Below are 14,590 nucleotides of genomic sequence, written 5' to 3'. Positions count from 1 at the left end.
GTGACGACCACGACGCAACCCCAGGTCATCCAGCGCCGTGTGCGCACCGGCGAAGGGTGGGGCACCTACCTCAGCGGCGCGCTCATCGTGCTCTGGTGCCTCCTGCCGTTCTACTGGATGATGGTCGTCGCTTTCCGCGACGTCTCACACACCTTCGACACGACCCCGTGGCCGACGTTCTTCACGTTCGAGAACTTCTCGCAGGCGCTCAACCCGTCGGGCGGCAACAACCTGCTGCGGTCGATCGGGAACTCGCTCGTCATCTCGGGCGTGACGACCGTCGTCGCGGTGCTGCTCGGCGTGACGGTGTCGTACGCCCTCGCCAGGCTGAACTTCGCGGGCAAGAGTTTCGTGACCGGCATCATCCTCGCCGCGTCGATGTTCCCCGGCATCGCGCTCGTGACGCCGCTGTTCCAGTTGTTCACGAACATCTCGTGGCTCGGCACGTACCAGGCGCTCATCATCCCGAACATCTCGTTCGCGCTGCCGCTCACGATCTACACCCTCACCTCGTTCCTCCACGATCTGCCGTGGGAACTCGAGGAAGCGGCGCGGGTCGACGGCGCGACGCGCGGGCAGGCGTTCATGCGGGTGATCCTGCCGCTCGCGGCACCGGCGGTGTTCACGACCGCGATCCTCGCGTTCATCGCCACCTGGAACGAGTACCTGCTCGCGAGCCAGCTCTCGCGCCCGAACGTCGAGCCCGTCACGGTCGCGATCGCGCGCTTCGCGGGGCCGAACCCATACATCCAGCCCTACGCCGCGATTATGGCGGCCGGCACGATCGTCACGGTGCCGCTCGTCATTCTCGTGCTCGTGCTCCAGCGCCGTATCGTCGCGGGCCTCACCGCGGGCGGGGTGAAGAGCTGATGCCGAACAACAAGCACGTGCAGCGCAACCAGCTGCAGCTCTGGCTCGGGTTCGTCGGGTTCTTCGCGGCGATGGCGGTGTTCTCGGTCGTGAGCTGCCTCGTGCTGCGGATCCCGCTCGACCCCGTAGCGCTCATCGCGGCGATGGCGCTCGTCGTGGTGCTCGCCGTGCTCTACTCGCGGTACCGGCGGCTCGGCCGCCACTAGCAGTCGGATGCGCGGGCAGATGCTGGCCCGCGTAACCTCACGTTTGCCTGCAGGCCACAAGTGTCGTCTACCTTCCGATGGGCTCGCCGCTGGGACGAGCGTCACCGCCCTCCCCACCCCAAAGGCAAGGTATGCGCGCAACACCGTTTTCCGCCCGTCATCGGTACCGACTCCGTCCAGCTCTCGTCACCGGCCTTGTCGCCGGCGTGGCAATCGCGAGCCTCGGCGGTCAGACGGCGTTCGCGGCCGAAGGCTTCACCGAGGAGCAGCTGTCGTACAGCTACGTCTCCGACCAAACGACGAGCACCGGTGACGCCGAGAATCCCGACCCGAACAACTGGTCGATCCAAATGCTGGACACGTTCAACACGCTCCGCGTCGACGGCGACTTCGCCGAGACGGGCAACGCCGAGGTGATCGAGCACGATATCGAGACCACGGTGCGGATCAACACGACCTCATCGGATGCGCAGCACGAGCGGGCGATCGTCGACTAGTACGGCGACATGTCGCTGACCATGGCCGACGGCCTCGGCGAGAACCTCGGCGCGATCTATCTCAGCGCCATGGAGGCCGGTGAGCTGCCGAAGACGCAGGCGCTGCTCGCGAAGGACGGCGGCCGTATCGGCGCCTCGGCGTCGACGAACCCGCCGAAGAACTACTTCGATTACGACCGCCCGGACATTCAGTTGAACACCGTCGACGGCGAGCTCGTCACCAGCGTTGAGGCGGGCGGCCAGCTGACCCTCGTCGATCGCGAGGGCGGCGACGCGTGGGGCTCGACGAGCGGCGCCTTCCCCTCGGGACACACCTCGCAGGCGTACTGGCAGGGCACCGCCCTCGCGACCCTGCTGCCGGAACTCGCGCCGCAGATTCTCGCGCGCACCGCCGAGGCGGGCAACAACCGCATCGTCATGGGCGCGCACTGGGCCCTCGACGTGATCGGCGGTCGAATGATGGGCCAGAAGATCGTGCAGCTCCGTCTTGCCGACCCGGAGTTTGCCGCGCTCATGGACGAGGCCGCCGCCGAGCTGCGGTCGGTGCTCGAAGCCGGCTGCGGCGACACCCTTGAGAACTGCATCGCGAACGACACGCCCTACCTGTCGACCGATGACGCGCTCGCGTACTACGAGGACAAGCTCAGCTACGACTTCCCCCTCACCGGCTCCACCGGTGCCGAGATTGTGGTGCCCGAGGGTGCGGAGTCGCTGCTGAGCACGAGCCACCCCGACCTCACCGCCGAACAGCGTCGCGAGGTGCTCGCCCTGACGGCAATCGACTCGGGGCACCCGCTCGACGCCGGCGAGGAAGAAAGTTGGCAGCGCCTCAACCTCGTGGCCGCGATGAACGCCGAGGTGACCGTGAACGAAGAGGGCAGCATCTCGATCGACGGCGACGGTGCTTCGGAGACCCCGGCACCGACGGAAACTCCGGAGCCATCGGAGACCCAGGAGCCGTCGGAGACCCCGGCCGAAACGGATGCGCCCGTCGAATCGACCGACTCGGCCACGAGCACGCCCGACGCGACCGAGACCGCGACCGAGACCACGACTGCGACCGAGACGCCAACCGTGGACGCCTCGAACGATACCGACGCGCTCGCGACCACCGGCGCGAACGACGCCGCGCTGTGGGGCGGCGGCCTCATCGGCGTAACACTCGCTGCCCTCGGGGTGGCACTTGTGGTGCGTCGACGCCGCGCGGCGGTGGCGCGCCTAGAATGGGGTGAGTGAGCCTCCACGGATTTCTCGCCGCAGCGGGCGACAACCCCAGTTTCGCGCGCGCGGCCGCACAGTACCGCCTCGACACCGACTTCACGGTCGGTGATGGCCTGCGCGCGCCGCTGCTCGCCGAACTGCTCGAGCGCCGGGCGACAACCGAGCGGGCCGGCATTCTGCTCGCGATCACGGCGACGAGCCGCGAGGCCGAGCAGTACGCGTCCGACCTCGCGGCGTTCCTGCCCGACGCGACCATCGCAGAGTTTCCGGCCTGGGAGACCCTGCCGCACGAGCGGCTGAGCCCGTCGGCCGACACCACCGGCCGACGGCTCGCCGCAATGCGAAAGCTTGCCGACTGGCGCGATGACCCCGCGCATCCGTTCGTGCTGTTCGCCTCGGTGCGCGCGGCGTTGCAGCCGCTGCTGCCGGGGCTCGACAGCGCGGTGACCGTTCGCCTCGTGGTGGGCGACCGCGGGTACTCGCTCGACGACCTCGCGGCGACGCTCGTGTCGCTCGCGTACCAGCGCGTCGACATGGTGACGCGACGCGGCGAGTTCGCGGTGCGTGGCGGCATTCTCGACGTTTTCCCGCCCGACGCCGCGCAGGCGGTTCGTGTCGACTTCTTCGGCGACGAGGTCGACGAGATTCGCCCCTTCTCGGTCTCTGACCAGCGCTCGTTCGACGAGTCATTCGACCAGGTGGTGCTCTCTCCGAGCCGTGAGCTGCTGCTTACCGACGACGTGCGCGCCCGCGCCCGCGAGATGCAGGGCGAGTTCCCCGCGATCGAGGGGATGCTCGAAAAGATCGCCGAGGGCATTCCGGTTGAGGGGATGGAGTCGCTCGCCCCGGCGCTCGTTGACGGGCTCGTGCCGATTACCGACTACCTGCCCGACGACGCGGCGATCGCGGTGCTCGCACCCGAGCGGGTGGCCGACCGCGCGCGCGACCTTCGCGAGACGAACCGCGAGTTTCTCGAGGCCGCCTGGTCGGCCGCGACCGCGGGTGCCGACGCGCCGATCGACCTTTCGAGCGGCGACTTCTATTCGGTGCGCGAGCTGCACGAGGGCAAGGGCGCGCGCACGTGGTGGACGCTCTCGCCGTTCGGCAACGAGGACGACGGCAACCTCGTGGTGCCCTCGGAGCCCGTGCCGAACTTCGCGGGCGACTCCGAAGGCGCGGTGCGGCACACGCTCGAGCTGCTCGGCGAGGGCTGGCGGGTCGTCATGGCCGCGAACGGGCCCGGGCTCGTCGAGCGCGCGGTGCAGGTGCTCGGCGAGCACGAGGCCGCGGGTCGCGTGGTCGACGAGCTACCCGATGAGCTCGACCACGGCGTCGTCTACCTGCTGCAGGCGCCGCTCACGGCGGGCGTGCAGCTTCCCGAGGAGCGGGTGGCGCTGCTCACCGAGTCGGACTTCTACGGTCGCGCGGTCGGCATCGGCGCGACGGCACCGAAGAAGCTCGCGCGGCGCCGGGCGAACGCGGTCGTCGACCCGCTGCAGCTGAAGACCGGAGACATCGTCGTGCACGACCAGCACGGTATCGGGCGGTTCCTACGGCTCGAGCAGCGCGACATCCCGGTGCCCGGGCGCACGCAGCAGCGTACGACGCGCGAGTACCTCGTCATCGAATACGCTCCCTCGAAGCGCGGGCACCCGGGCGACAAGCTGCTTGTGCCGACCGACCAGCTGTCACAGCTGAGTCGCTACGTCGGTGGGGAAGACCCGGCGCTGTCGAAGATGGGCGGCAGCGACTGGGCGCAGACGAAGTCGAAGGCGCGCAAGGCGACGCGCGACATCGCGGTCGGCCTCGTGAACCTGTATTCGGCGCGGGTCGCCTCGAAGGGGCACGCGTTCGGGCCGGATACGCCCTGGCAGCACGAGCTCGAAGAGGCATTCCCGTACGTCGAAACGGCCGACCAGCTGCAGGTGATCGACGAGGTGAAGCGCGACATGGAGCGCACGATGCCGATGGATCGCCTGCTCTCGGGCGACGTCGGCTTCGGCAAGACCGAGGTCGCGGTGCGCGCCGCCTTCAAGGCGGTGCAGGACGGCAAGCAGGTCGTCGTGCTCGTGCCGACGACGCTCCTCGTGCGCCAGCACCTCGAGACCTTCACGGAGCGCATGGCCGGGTTCCCGGTGCAGATTCGCGGCGTGAGCCGGTTCCAGAAGCCGCGCGAGATCGACGAGACGCAGCAGGGGCTGCGCGACGGCTCGGTCGACATCGTCATCGGCACGCACCGGTTGCTCTCGGAGTCGTTCTCGTTCCACGATCTCGGGCTCGTGATCGTCGACGAGGAGCAGCGCTTCGGCGTCGAGCACAAAGAGAAGCTGAAGCAGCTGAAGACGAACGTCGACGTGCTCTCGATGAGCGCGACGCCGATTCCCCGCACGCTCGAGATGGCGGTCACGGGCATCCGGGAGATGTCGACGCTTGCTACACCGCCAGAAGACCGGCACCCGATTCTCACGTACGTCGGCGCCCGCGGCGACAAGCAGATCACCGCAGCGATTCGCCGCGAGCTCCTGCGCGAGGGCCAGGTGTTCTACGTGCACAACCGCACGGCCTCGATCAACCGCGTCGCCGCGCACCTCGCCGAACTCGTGCCCGAGGCGCGCATCGCGGTCGCGCACGGCCGACTGAGCGAGTCGACGCTCGAGCAGGTGATCGTCGACTTCTGGGAGCGCAAGTTTGACGTGCTCGTGACGACGACGATCGTCGAGACCGGCCTCGACATCCCGAACGCGAACACGCTCATCATCGACGACGCCGAGCGCTACGGACTCAGCCAGCTCCACCAGTTGCGCGGCCGCGTCGGCCGCGGGCGCGAGCGCGCGTACGCGTACTTCCTCTACGACGCGAACAAGCCCCTCACCGAGACCGCGCATGACCGCCTCGAGACGATCGCGGCGAACAACGAGCTCGGGTCGGGCATGCAGGTCGCGCTGAAGGACCTCGAGATTCGCGGCGCCGGCAACCTGCTCGGCGGCGAGCAGTCAGGGCACATCGCGGGCGTCGGCTTCGACCTCTACCTGCGCATGATCGGCGAGGCCGTCGACGCGTTTAAGGGAGAGGCTCCCGAGCAGCACACCGAGCTGCGCATGGAGCTGCCGGTGGACGCGCGCATCCCCGACGACTACATCGCGTCGGAGCGGCTGCGGCTCGAGGCCTATCAGAAGCTGTCCTCGGCGGCGTCGGCCGCGGCGAAGCCGGGGCAGATCGACCTCGTGATCGACGAGCTGCGCGACCGCTACGGCGAGCCGCCGCACGAGGTCACGACGCTCATCGCCGTGTCGCGGATCCGTCGCCTCGCCGTGCGCCTGCAGCTTGGGGAGCTCGCGGCGGTGGGCCGGGTGCTTCGCATGTCGCCGGTAACGCTCGCCGACTCGAAGCAGATTCGCCTGCGCCGCATGTATCCCGAGGCGAAGTACCAAGAGTCGCAGCACCTGCTCATGCTGCCGCTACCGAGCGGTAAGCGCATGGGGGAGCCGGTGACCGACGACGAGTTCCTCGAGTGGCTCCGAGACGTTTTCCTCGCGCTGTTTGACGCGAAGCCCGACGACGATGTGGTGCCCGAGGAGGGGACCGAGGGCTAGGCTCGCGCCGCGCGAATATCGGGCGAGTCACCCTTGCGTTCGCGCGGTGGCAAACGTACGCTCATCGATAAGACAAATTGCAGGCTGTTGCAATTAATTTCACAGGGTGGCTTGCCCCGCCGCCCAACAGAATTCACGCCCGACGCATCCAAAGGTGGGTAGCCCAGATGAACGATCGCACGACCGCTGTGCCCCTTGTAGGGCCCCTGCTCATCGTGAACCCGAAGGCGTATCTCGGCGGTGCCGAGACGCTCGCGCTCGCGAAGCTCACTGACGAACTCGCGGGGGAGTTCGGTATCACGACCCTCTTCACGGCGCAGCACGCTGACCTGCGGCTCGTTGCGGAGGCGACGAGCAACCTCGTCGTGACGGCGCAGCACATGGACCCGATCACGCCCGGCCGTGGCATGGGGCACATCCTCCCCGAGGGCCTCGTCGAGGCGGGGGCGGGGGCGGTCGTGCTCAACCACGCCGAGCATCCGCTCGGGGTTGACGTGCTCGACCGCACGCTCGAGCGTGCCCGCGAGGTTGGCCTCGCGAGCATCGTCTGCGCCGACTCCGACGCGCAATGCCGGGCCATCGCGACCCTCGGCCCCGACGTCATGATCTGCGAGCCGACGGCCGCCATCGGCACGGGCCAGATGGATGCGGGGGACTACGTCGAGCGCACGACCCGCATCGTGAAATCGGTTGACCCCGCGATCCTCGTCATTCAGGCTGCGGGTGTGTCGACGGGCGACGACGTCGCGCGCGTGCTCTCGCAGGGGGCCGACGGCTCGGGCGGCACGAGCGGCATCCTCAAGCACCCCGACCACCGCGGCATCCTCACCGACATGTACACGGCGCTCGTCGCGCACCGCGACGCGAACTCGACCGCCGAGTAGCGCGCCGACCCTCACTCCCGACCGTCCCGCAGCGAAGGAAACCCCCCAATGCTCATCTCGATGCCCGATGCGCTCGCGTACGCCGAGCAGCACAACTACGGCCTCGCCGCCGTGAACACTCCGTTCTTCGAGGGCCTGCTCGCCGCGATCGACGTCGGCGAGCGCACGGGCGTTCCGATCGTGCTCGCGTTCGCCCAGTCGCACGAAAAGTACGTGAGCATCGAAGAGATCGGCCCCGCCATGGTCGCCCTCGCCGAGCGCTCGGCCGCACCCTTCGTGGTGCACGTCGACCACGGCGAAGACCTCGACTACATCCGCACGGGCCTCGACATCGGCTTCAACTCGGCGATGATCGACGGCTCGCTGCACCCGTTCGAAGAGAACGTGCGCCTCACCCGCGAGGTCGTCGACCTCGCGCACGACCGCGGCGTCGCGATCGAGGGGGAGCTCGGCGCGATGAGCGGTAACGAGAACGGCGACCCGTCGCAGGGCATCGCCGACGAGACGCTCTACACGAAGCCCGGCGAGGCGTCCGAGTTCGTCGAGCGCACGGGCGTCGACAGCCTCGCCGCGTCCTTCGGCACCGTGCACGGCCTCTACCGGCGCGAGCCGAAGCTCGACTACGAGCTCATCACGAAGCTGCGCGAGGCGGCGGGCGTGCCGCTCGTCATGCACGGCGGCTCGGGCCTCAAGACCGAGGAATACCGCGCCTGCATCGACCGCGGCGTGCGGAAGATCAACTACTACACGTATGCCGCGAAGGCCGCGCTCGACTCCGTGCGCGACCTCGTCGCCGACGAGCAGACCTTCGTGTTCTCCGACGTTTCGGCGCGTGCCCGTATCGGCGTGCGCGACGACGTTGAGCGCTTCGTGCGCGCCCTCGCCCCGTCGACCTCGAACTAGCCCGGCCCGAATCGACCAGGAGACCCTGATGACCACAATCGCCACCACGATCGAGCTCACGTCGCGCGGCGGGAGCCCCTCGTTCCTCGACATCACCGACCAGGTGCGCGACGCGCTCGCGGCGAGCGGCATCGCGACCGGCACCGTGAGCGTCGTGTCGCCCCACACGACCTGCGCCGTGTACTTCGATGAGTTCGCCCACGATCTCGTCGACGACGGCAACGACTTCCTGCAGCACGACCTCGACGCGGCGCTCACGCGCATGTTCCCGCCGCAGCGCGACTTCCCGCCCGTCGACGGCTACACGTACCCGGGCGAGGAGCACTACCGCGCGGTCGAGTCGTGGCCCGACGCCGAGGCGTACCTTCCGGGCGGCGACCGCACGCAGCTGTTCAACGCCGACGCCCACCTCAAGGCGAACATCATCGGTTCGAGCGAGACGTTCGCGGTCATCGACGGCGCCCTCGCGTTCGGGCCGACCGGCTACGTATTCTTCGTTGACTTCGACCGCGCGCGCTCGCGTACGCGCAAGTGCCACATCATCGTCTCGGGCGACTGATGTGCGCGCCGTCTGCCAGGTTTCACGCCCTGCTGGAGAAGCCTCGCTGGACAAGCCCAGGGAGGTGCCATCTCGTATCCGTCACCCGCATGCGTCGCCTAACCGAGCCTTCGGTTCGGTGACGAACACCCCGCAATAACCCCCCTCCACCCCACGACAAAGGAGTTTTCGTGGAGAACAATCCGATCATGATCGGCATCACCTGGGCGGCCGAACACTTCATCGGCCTCTTCCAGGCTGCCGCTGAGGCGTTCACCGGGCTCGTCACCGGTGTGCTGCCGCTGTTGATGGTCATGCTGACCCTTATGTACGCGATCACCACCTGGATCGGCGAGGAGCGCGTCACCCGTGCCGTGCGCTGGTCGAGCCGGTGGGCGATCACCCGCTACACCCTCATGCCCGTGCTCGCGGTGCTGCTGCTCACCAACCCGATGGCCTACACCTTCGGGCGCTTCCTGCCCGAGCGCTACAAGCCGGCCTTCTATGACTCGGCCGTCTCGTTCGTGCACCCCGTCACGGCGCTGTTCCCGCACGCGAACGCTGGCGAGATCTTCGTGTGGACGGGCGTGTCGGCCGGTGTGCTCACCGCGGCACCCGACAAGTACGCCGTGCTCGCGGCGCTCTACTTCCTCGTCGGCATCGTCGTCATCTTCATTCGCGGTATCGCGACCCAGTGGATGACGCAGCTGCTCATTAAGCGGGGCGGTCACGCCGAGACCTTCCGCAAGTACGACGAGGCCTACGCCGCCGGCAACATTCAAGGAGGCGTGGCATGACCTTCCGCAGCATCAAAATCACGAAGGGCGGCGCCGGTTGGGGCAGCGGCCTCACCGTGACCCCGACCGAGAAGAAGAAGATCGTCCTCTCGGTGACCGGTGGCGGTATTCACCCGGTCGCGCAGAAGATGGCCGAGCTCAGCGGCGCCGAGGTGCTCGACGGGTTCACGAACCACATCCCCGACGACGAGGTGCTCGCGGTTGTCATCAACTGCGGCGGCACGGCTCGCATCGGCGTGTACCCGAAGAAGCGCATCCCGACCGTCGACGTCTACCCCGGTTCGCCGTCGGGCCCGCTCGCGCAGTTCATCACCGACGACATCTTCGTCTCCGATGTCGGCGTGAAGCAGGTTGCGCTCGCTGAAGAGGTGCCGGTTGGCGCTTCGGCAGCTGGCGCGAGCGCGGCGGCGGGTAGCGACGCGGATGCGGTCGAGTCGGCGGAGTCGAGCGAGTCGGCCGAGTCGACCCCCGCGGCAGCCGGCAAGACCGACAGCGCGAGCAAGCCGAAGGGCTTCACCGGGTTCGTGGTCGGCTTCGGTAACGCGATCGGCTACGTCATCAACACGCTGCTGTCGTCGGGTCGACAGGCGCTCGACATCATTCTCAAGACGGTGATCCCGTTCATGGCCTACGTCGGCCTGCTGATCGGGTTCGTCACCTACACGGGAATCTCGGAGGGCATCGCGAACCTCGTGACGCCGCTCGCGTCGAACCCGCTCGGGCTCATCCTGCTCTCGGTGATCGTCGCGCTGCCGTTCCTGTCGCCGATCCTCGGCCCCGGCGCTGCAATCGCGCAGGTGGTCGGCGTGCTCATGGGTACGCAGATCGGTGCGGGCGCGCTGCCGGTGCAGTACGCGCTGCCGACGCTGTTCGCGATCAACGGTCAGGTTGGTGCCGACTTCGTGCCGGTCGGCCTGTCGCTCGGTGAGGCGAAGCCCGAGACGATCTCGGTCGGTGTCCCCGCGCTGCTGTTCACCCGCCTGATCACGTCGCCCATCGCCGTCGTGATCGCCTACTTCGCGTCGTTCCTTATCTGACGCGGCGGTGCCGGCCCGCATCGGGCCGGCACCGCGCCTCCGCACACCCCATCGACTTTTCCCACAAGGAGCACTCATGGCCAACATCTGGTCCACCACCGTCAGCCACATCGGCCCCGACACGAACGACATGATCGAGGCCGGCGTTGTGATCCTCTTCGGCGAGCCCGTGCCGCCCGCCCTCGCCGACGTGAGCGTCGTCCACCGCGACGCGGTCGAGCTCGAGCGTGACTTCGCCGCCGGCGACACCTTCGTGCTCGGCGACGCGCGCTACACCATCGACGCCGTCGGCGACATCGCGAACAAGAACCTCCGCGAGCTCGGCCACATCGTCATCTACGTCAACCAGCCCGAGCAGGAGCTGCTGCCCGGCGCCGTGCTCGCGACCGGCGCCACGCCCGTCGCCCCGGCGGTCGGCGCAGAATTGCGCATCGAGGCGGCCTGACATGGGTGACATCGGCTGGCAGTTCCCCGTCATTCTGTTCGGGGCGTTCATGCTCACGGCGGTCATGTCGGTGCTGCAGATGCGCCGCTACAACCGCGCGCTGCAGGAGGCGCTCGCCTGGTCGAGCGGCAAGAACGACATGCTCCTGTCGGGCCGATACCGCTCGTTCCGGGGCGGTGCGATGGTCGTGCTCGTTGTCGACCGCGCGAAGCGCGAGATCGTGCGGGCCGACGCCATGACCGGCTACACCGTGTTCGCCCGCTTCAAGCCCCGCCCCGAACTCATCGGTTCGGTCGCGCAGGCGAAGGAGCGTGCGGGCAGCCGGGCGCTGCGCGAGGGAGTCGCGAACGCGCTCCTGCAGCTGCCGCCCGCATCCGTGCCCCGCAAGGTCGCGCCCGCCGCGCCCACCGCGAAGCCGAAGCCGCGCGCAACCGGCGCCGGCGCCTAACGAATTTTCACAAGTCTGAGAGAGAACAGGAAACCACCATGGGATACACGAAGGGACTTCTCGAGCGCGAGCAGGAGCTCGGTCACCCGGTGCGCGTCGGCGTTGTTGGCGCGGGACAGATGGGCTCGGGCCTCATCGCACAGATCTGCCGCACGCCTGGTATGACCGTCGTCGCGGTCGCCGACATCGTTGAAGAGAAGGCGCTGAACGCCCTCAGCAACGTCGGGGTGACCGACGTCGTCTCGGCCGGCGTCGACCTTGACGCGGCGCGCGCCGCGATCGACGAGGGCCGTGCCGTCGCGATCACCGACGGACTCAAGCTGCCGCAGCTGCCGGTCGACATCGTGCTCGAGGTGTCGGGCGTGCCCGAGATCGCCGCGCAGATCGCCTACGCCTGCATCTCGCAGCAGACCGATGTTGCGCTGATGACGGTCGAGGCCGACATCACGGTCGGAGTGCTGCTGAGCAGCATGGCGAACGCGGGCGGCTCGGTGTACACCGTGTGCCGCGGCGACGAGCCGGTGGAGTGCCTCAAGCTCGTCGAGTACGCCGAAGACCTCGGCCTTAAGGTCGTGTGCGTCGGCAAGGGCAAGAACAACCCGAACAAGCCGCACTCGAAGCCGGGCGAGAACCTCGCCGAGGCCGAGCGCAAGGGTATGAACCCGCGCATGCTCACGGAGTTCACCGACGGCACGAAGACGCAGCTCGAGATGACCGCGCTGTCGAACGCGACCGGGTTCCCGATCGAGGTCGCCGGCATGCACGGCATCGAGTGCAACCTCGCCGACCTCGCGACGACGCTGATTCCGAAGGCCGATGGCGGCATTCTTGAGGGCGAGGGCCCGGTCGTCGAGTACGTGACCGGTGACGTCGCGCCCGGCGTGTTCGCGATCGTGAAGTCGGAGAGCGACGTCGTGACGCACGAGCTCGACTACCTGAAGCTCGGTAAGGGCCCCTACTACCTGCTGTCGCGGCCGTGGCACATCGCCTCGATCGAGGCGCCGCTGTCGATCGGCGAGGCCGTGCTCAACCGCCGCAGCGACTTCCAGTCGCACACCGTGACGACCGAGGTCGTCGCGCGGGCGAAGTCGGAGCTCGAGCCCGGCCTCGTGCTCGAGGGTATGGGCAGCGACCACTACTACGGCTGGGCCGTGCCGGTCGAAGAGGCGCGCGAGAAGAACCTGATTCCGATCGGGCTCGTGAACAAGTCGAAGCTGCGCGTGTCGAAGTCGGCCGACGAGTTCCTCTCGTACGACGACCTCGAGGTCGACGAGACCCGGCCGCTCGTCGCGATGCGACGGCTGCAGGACGCGCTCGTGAAGGCGGGCACGATCTAGGCGATTCGCCGGTCGTGGCCGTGTGGCCGTGACGCGGGGGTGGGATGCGCGCATCCTGCCCCCGCGTTGTTGTGTCTAGGGCTTGGGCTGTGGCCGATGACCGGCGCTACCGCTACGCGGCGGCGCGCTCGGCCGAGATGAGCGATTCGGCGAGCCGGCGGTCGACGACGAGGACGTCGAAGGCTTCGGTGCGCAGTCCGCCGAGTACGCCGCGGATCTTCTCGACGCCCGACGCGACCGCGACGACGGTGGGGATGCGGCGGAGGTCGTCGATCTCGAGCGCGATGACGCGATCGGCCGAGGGTGAGCCGAGCGGCACGCCGTTCTGGTCGTAGAAGCGGCCGAGTACGTCGCCGATTGGCTTTGCCGCGAGCACGGTCTCGGTTTCTTCGGGGGAGAGGCGCATCGCCTCCAGCACACTCGCCGACGTGAGAATGCCGAAGGCGCCGACGCCGACGAATGCGAGGTCACACTGGCGGCCGAATTCGAGCGCCTTCGCGACGGTCGACTCTTGCATGAGCGCCTCCTGCGTGACGGGCGACTCGACGACAGCGGGCGCGTCGAACCGGCGGGCGGTGACACCGCAGGTGTCGGCGAGGTTGAAGATGAGGTGGTTGCCGCTGGGGCCGGTGTCGACCGAGGGCATGCCGCCCACGATTGAAGTGAACTCGGTGCCCTGGCGGAGCTTCGTGGGCGGGACTTCGGCGATGATTGCCGAGATTGTGCGGCCCCAGCCGAAGCCGATGCGCGAGGCGAGCGGCGCCTGCTGCACGAAGACCTCGGCGGCGAGGCGGCCGACGCCGCCGATCGGGTCGACCCCCGGGTCGACGTCGGCGACGAACACGTCGCGTAGCGGGAAGCGGCGCAGGATTTCCTGCTCGAGATCTTCAGCGCGCTCGACGCGTTCGGCGCCGGCGACGCGCACCTGCACGATGCCGGCGCTGCGGGCGGCCGAGAGCTTGCGCGAGACGGTCGATTTCGAGATGCCGAGCAGGCGGCCGATCTCGGCCTGGTCTTTGTCTTCGAGCCAGTACAGGCGCGCGATGCGGCGGAGCAGGTGCAGTTCGTCCTGATCAGCCATCGGCGGCGGGTCTCCTCGGGAATTGTGGCGGCGCGGACATCGCGCGGGGCGACCGCGTTGTGCGACGGATGCCGTGTTTATCCTACCGCCGGGGTCGGGGCTGGCCGCGCGATTCGGGGGCGTGTGCGTGTGGCTTGGCCTCGCTGGGGCTCCGGAATCGTGTCAAGTGAATTCTTGCTCTGTGGAGACTGCGAAAAGCAGGTGAAAGGTTAGTTCGCTCGTATAGATTCGAACTGCTGTGCTAGATTAATGGTGGTGGCAGAGCCCTGGTAGCCCGAGAGGCGGTGGCGCAAATGTCGAACGACGACGTCACCGGTGATGGCCGCGGCGATGCTTGCGGTGATGCAACGCGGTGGGGCGTGCCCGGAGTGTCACACGAGCCTGCGACGCGCGAGACAGGCGGTTCGGGCGAGGTTGGGCGCTCGGAGGCGGAGGATGCGGCAGATCTGACGGGCTCAACGTCGGTCGATTGGGATGCGCTCACGCGGCCGCGGCGCGGGGTTGAGTTTCGGCCGGTGGGTGAGGCGCCCGAGACTCCGACTGGCGACCGAGGCGATGTGAAGCGTGCGGCCGGGGAAATCAGCGATGCACCCGAGTCGCGGGAGCTCCGCGCGCTCCCGAACCTCGCCGACCTGCCCGATGGCGAACTGATGCGTGCCCTCGAGGCGCACGGTGCCGAGGTGCGGGCCGTGCTCGCGCGCGCGGCCGCGCTGAGTCGGGAGCTCGCGAAGCG

14 protein-coding genes and 1 pseudogene are annotated in these 14,590 nt (G+C 68.3%); 14 read left to right on the top strand and 1 reads right to left on the bottom strand.

The features are described 5' to 3' along the window. From G328_RS0112140 to G328_RS0112085, 13 genes are all read left to right on the top strand, one after another. The gene (locus G328_RS0112140) at positions 1-870 is read left to right on the top strand and encodes a carbohydrate ABC transporter permease (protein ID WP_019619628.1); all 870 of its coding nucleotides are present in this window, start codon (positions 1-3) and stop codon (positions 868-870) included. Beyond that, positions 870-1,076, top strand: a complete 207-nt coding sequence (locus G328_RS0112135; RefSeq protein ID WP_019619627.1) for a hypothetical protein — start codon at positions 870-872, stop codon at positions 1,074-1,076. Before G328_RS0112140 ends, G328_RS0112135 begins: the two co-directional genes overlap by 1 nt. A gap of 206 nt (positions 1,077-1,282) precedes the next feature. Beyond that, positions 1,283-1,573, top strand: a complete 291-nt coding sequence (locus G328_RS16785; RefSeq protein ID WP_051082913.1) for a hypothetical protein — start codon at positions 1,283-1,285, stop codon at positions 1,571-1,573. A 9-nt stretch (positions 1,574-1,582) separates the two neighbouring features. Beyond that, the gene (locus G328_RS15340; protein WP_019619625.1) at positions 1,583-2,809 is read left to right on the top strand and encodes a phosphatase PAP2 family protein; all 1,227 of its coding nucleotides are present in this window, start codon (positions 1,583-1,585) and stop codon (positions 2,807-2,809) included. Further along, positions 2,806-6,387: a transcription-repair coupling factor gene (gene mfd / locus G328_RS0112125; protein ID WP_019619624.1), complete on the top strand. Its 3,582-nt coding sequence runs from the start codon at positions 2,806-2,808 to the stop codon at positions 6,385-6,387. Before G328_RS15340 ends, mfd begins: the two co-directional genes overlap by 4 nt. 167 nt (positions 6,388-6,554) lie before the next feature. After that, on the top strand, positions 6,555-7,271 hold the full coding sequence (locus G328_RS0112120; RefSeq protein ID WP_019619623.1) for a triose-phosphate isomerase: 717 nt from the start codon (positions 6,555-6,557) through the stop codon (positions 7,269-7,271). A 48-nt stretch (positions 7,272-7,319) separates the two neighbouring features. Beyond that, on the top strand, positions 7,320-8,174 hold the full coding sequence (locus G328_RS0112115) for a class II fructose-bisphosphate aldolase (protein ID WP_019619622.1): 855 nt from the start codon (positions 7,320-7,322) through the stop codon (positions 8,172-8,174). Between the two features lie 28 nt (positions 8,175-8,202). After that, the gene (locus tag G328_RS0112110) at positions 8,203-8,733 is read left to right on the top strand and encodes a YjbQ family protein (protein WP_019619621.1); all 531 of its coding nucleotides are present in this window, start codon (positions 8,203-8,205) and stop codon (positions 8,731-8,733) included. A gap of 170 nt (positions 8,734-8,903) precedes the next feature. Further along, positions 8,904-9,509, top strand: a complete 606-nt coding sequence (gene srlA, locus G328_RS0112105) for a PTS glucitol/sorbitol transporter subunit IIC (RefSeq protein ID WP_019619620.1) — start codon at positions 8,904-8,906, stop codon at positions 9,507-9,509. Further along, positions 9,506-10,546, top strand: a complete 1,041-nt coding sequence (gene srlE / locus G328_RS0112100) for a PTS glucitol/sorbitol transporter subunit IIB (RefSeq protein WP_019619619.1) — start codon at positions 9,506-9,508, stop codon at positions 10,544-10,546. Before srlA ends, srlE begins: the two co-directional genes overlap by 4 nt. A gap of 76 nt (positions 10,547-10,622) precedes the next feature. After that, entirely contained in the window at positions 10,623-10,991 is a 369-nt protein-coding gene (locus G328_RS0112095; RefSeq protein WP_019619618.1) for a PTS glucitol/sorbitol transporter subunit IIA, read from the top strand. Position 10,992: 1 nt separating this feature from the next. Then, positions 10,993-11,439, top strand: coding sequence for a transcriptional regulator GutM (locus G328_RS16010; RefSeq protein WP_019619617.1), 447 nt, complete (start codon positions 10,993-10,995; stop codon positions 11,437-11,439). Between the two features lie 38 nt (positions 11,440-11,477). Next, positions 11,478-12,776 (top strand): NAD(P)H-dependent oxidoreductase, encoded by a 1,299-nt coding sequence (locus G328_RS0112085; RefSeq protein WP_019619616.1) that lies wholly within the window; start codon positions 11,478-11,480, stop codon positions 12,774-12,776. A 112-nt stretch (positions 12,777-12,888) separates the two neighbouring features. Here the strand turns inward: G328_RS0112085 and G328_RS0112080 are convergent, their stop codons facing one another. Then, entirely contained in the window at positions 12,889-13,857 is a 969-nt protein-coding gene (locus G328_RS0112080; RefSeq protein WP_019619615.1) for a sugar-binding transcriptional regulator, read from the bottom strand. 293 nt (positions 13,858-14,150) lie between these two features. Here G328_RS0112080 and G328_RS15330 point away from each other — a divergent pair. Beyond that, positions 14,151-14,590 (top strand): annotated as a pseudogene (locus G328_RS15330) (hypothetical protein); the annotation flags it as partial.

Source organism: [Zimmermannella] faecalis ATCC 13722 (assembly GCF_000381765.1).
Classification (GTDB): Bacteria; Actinomycetota; Actinomycetes; order Actinomycetales; family Microbacteriaceae; genus Gulosibacter; species Gulosibacter faecalis.
The sequence above is the reverse complement of the archived record's forward strand: the minus strand, read 5'-3'. Positions and strand labels throughout refer to the sequence as shown.

Bases quoted from the DNA above. Each gene is read 5' to 3' on its own strand.
- G328_RS0112135 (WP_019619627.1), top strand. From the start codon at position 870: ATGCCGAACAACAAGCACGTGCAGCGCAACCAGCTGCAGCTCTGGCTC.
- G328_RS15340 (WP_019619625.1), top strand. From the start codon at position 1,583: ATGTCGCTGACCATGGCCGACGGCCTCGGCGAGAACCTCGGCGCGATC.
- G328_RS0112120 (WP_019619623.1), top strand. From the start codon at position 6,555: ATGAACGATCGCACGACCGCTGTGCCCCTTGTAGGGCCCCTGCTCATC.
- G328_RS0112115 (WP_019619622.1), top strand. From the start codon at position 7,320: ATGCTCATCTCGATGCCCGATGCGCTCGCGTACGCCGAGCAGCACAAC.
- G328_RS0112110 (WP_019619621.1), top strand. From the start codon at position 8,203: ATGACCACAATCGCCACCACGATCGAGCTCACGTCGCGCGGCGGGAGC.
- srlE (WP_019619619.1), top strand. From the start codon at position 9,506: ATGACCTTCCGCAGCATCAAAATCACGAAGGGCGGCGCCGGTTGGGGC.
- G328_RS0112095 (WP_019619618.1), top strand. From the start codon at position 10,623: ATGGCCAACATCTGGTCCACCACCGTCAGCCACATCGGCCCCGACACG.
- G328_RS16010 (WP_019619617.1), top strand. From the start codon at position 10,993: ATGGGTGACATCGGCTGGCAGTTCCCCGTCATTCTGTTCGGGGCGTTC.
- G328_RS0112085 (WP_019619616.1), top strand. From the start codon at position 11,478: ATGGGATACACGAAGGGACTTCTCGAGCGCGAGCAGGAGCTCGGTCAC.
- G328_RS0112080 (WP_019619615.1), bottom strand. From the start codon at position 13,857: ATGGCTGATCAGGACGAACTGCACCTGCTCCGCCGCATCGCGCGCCTG.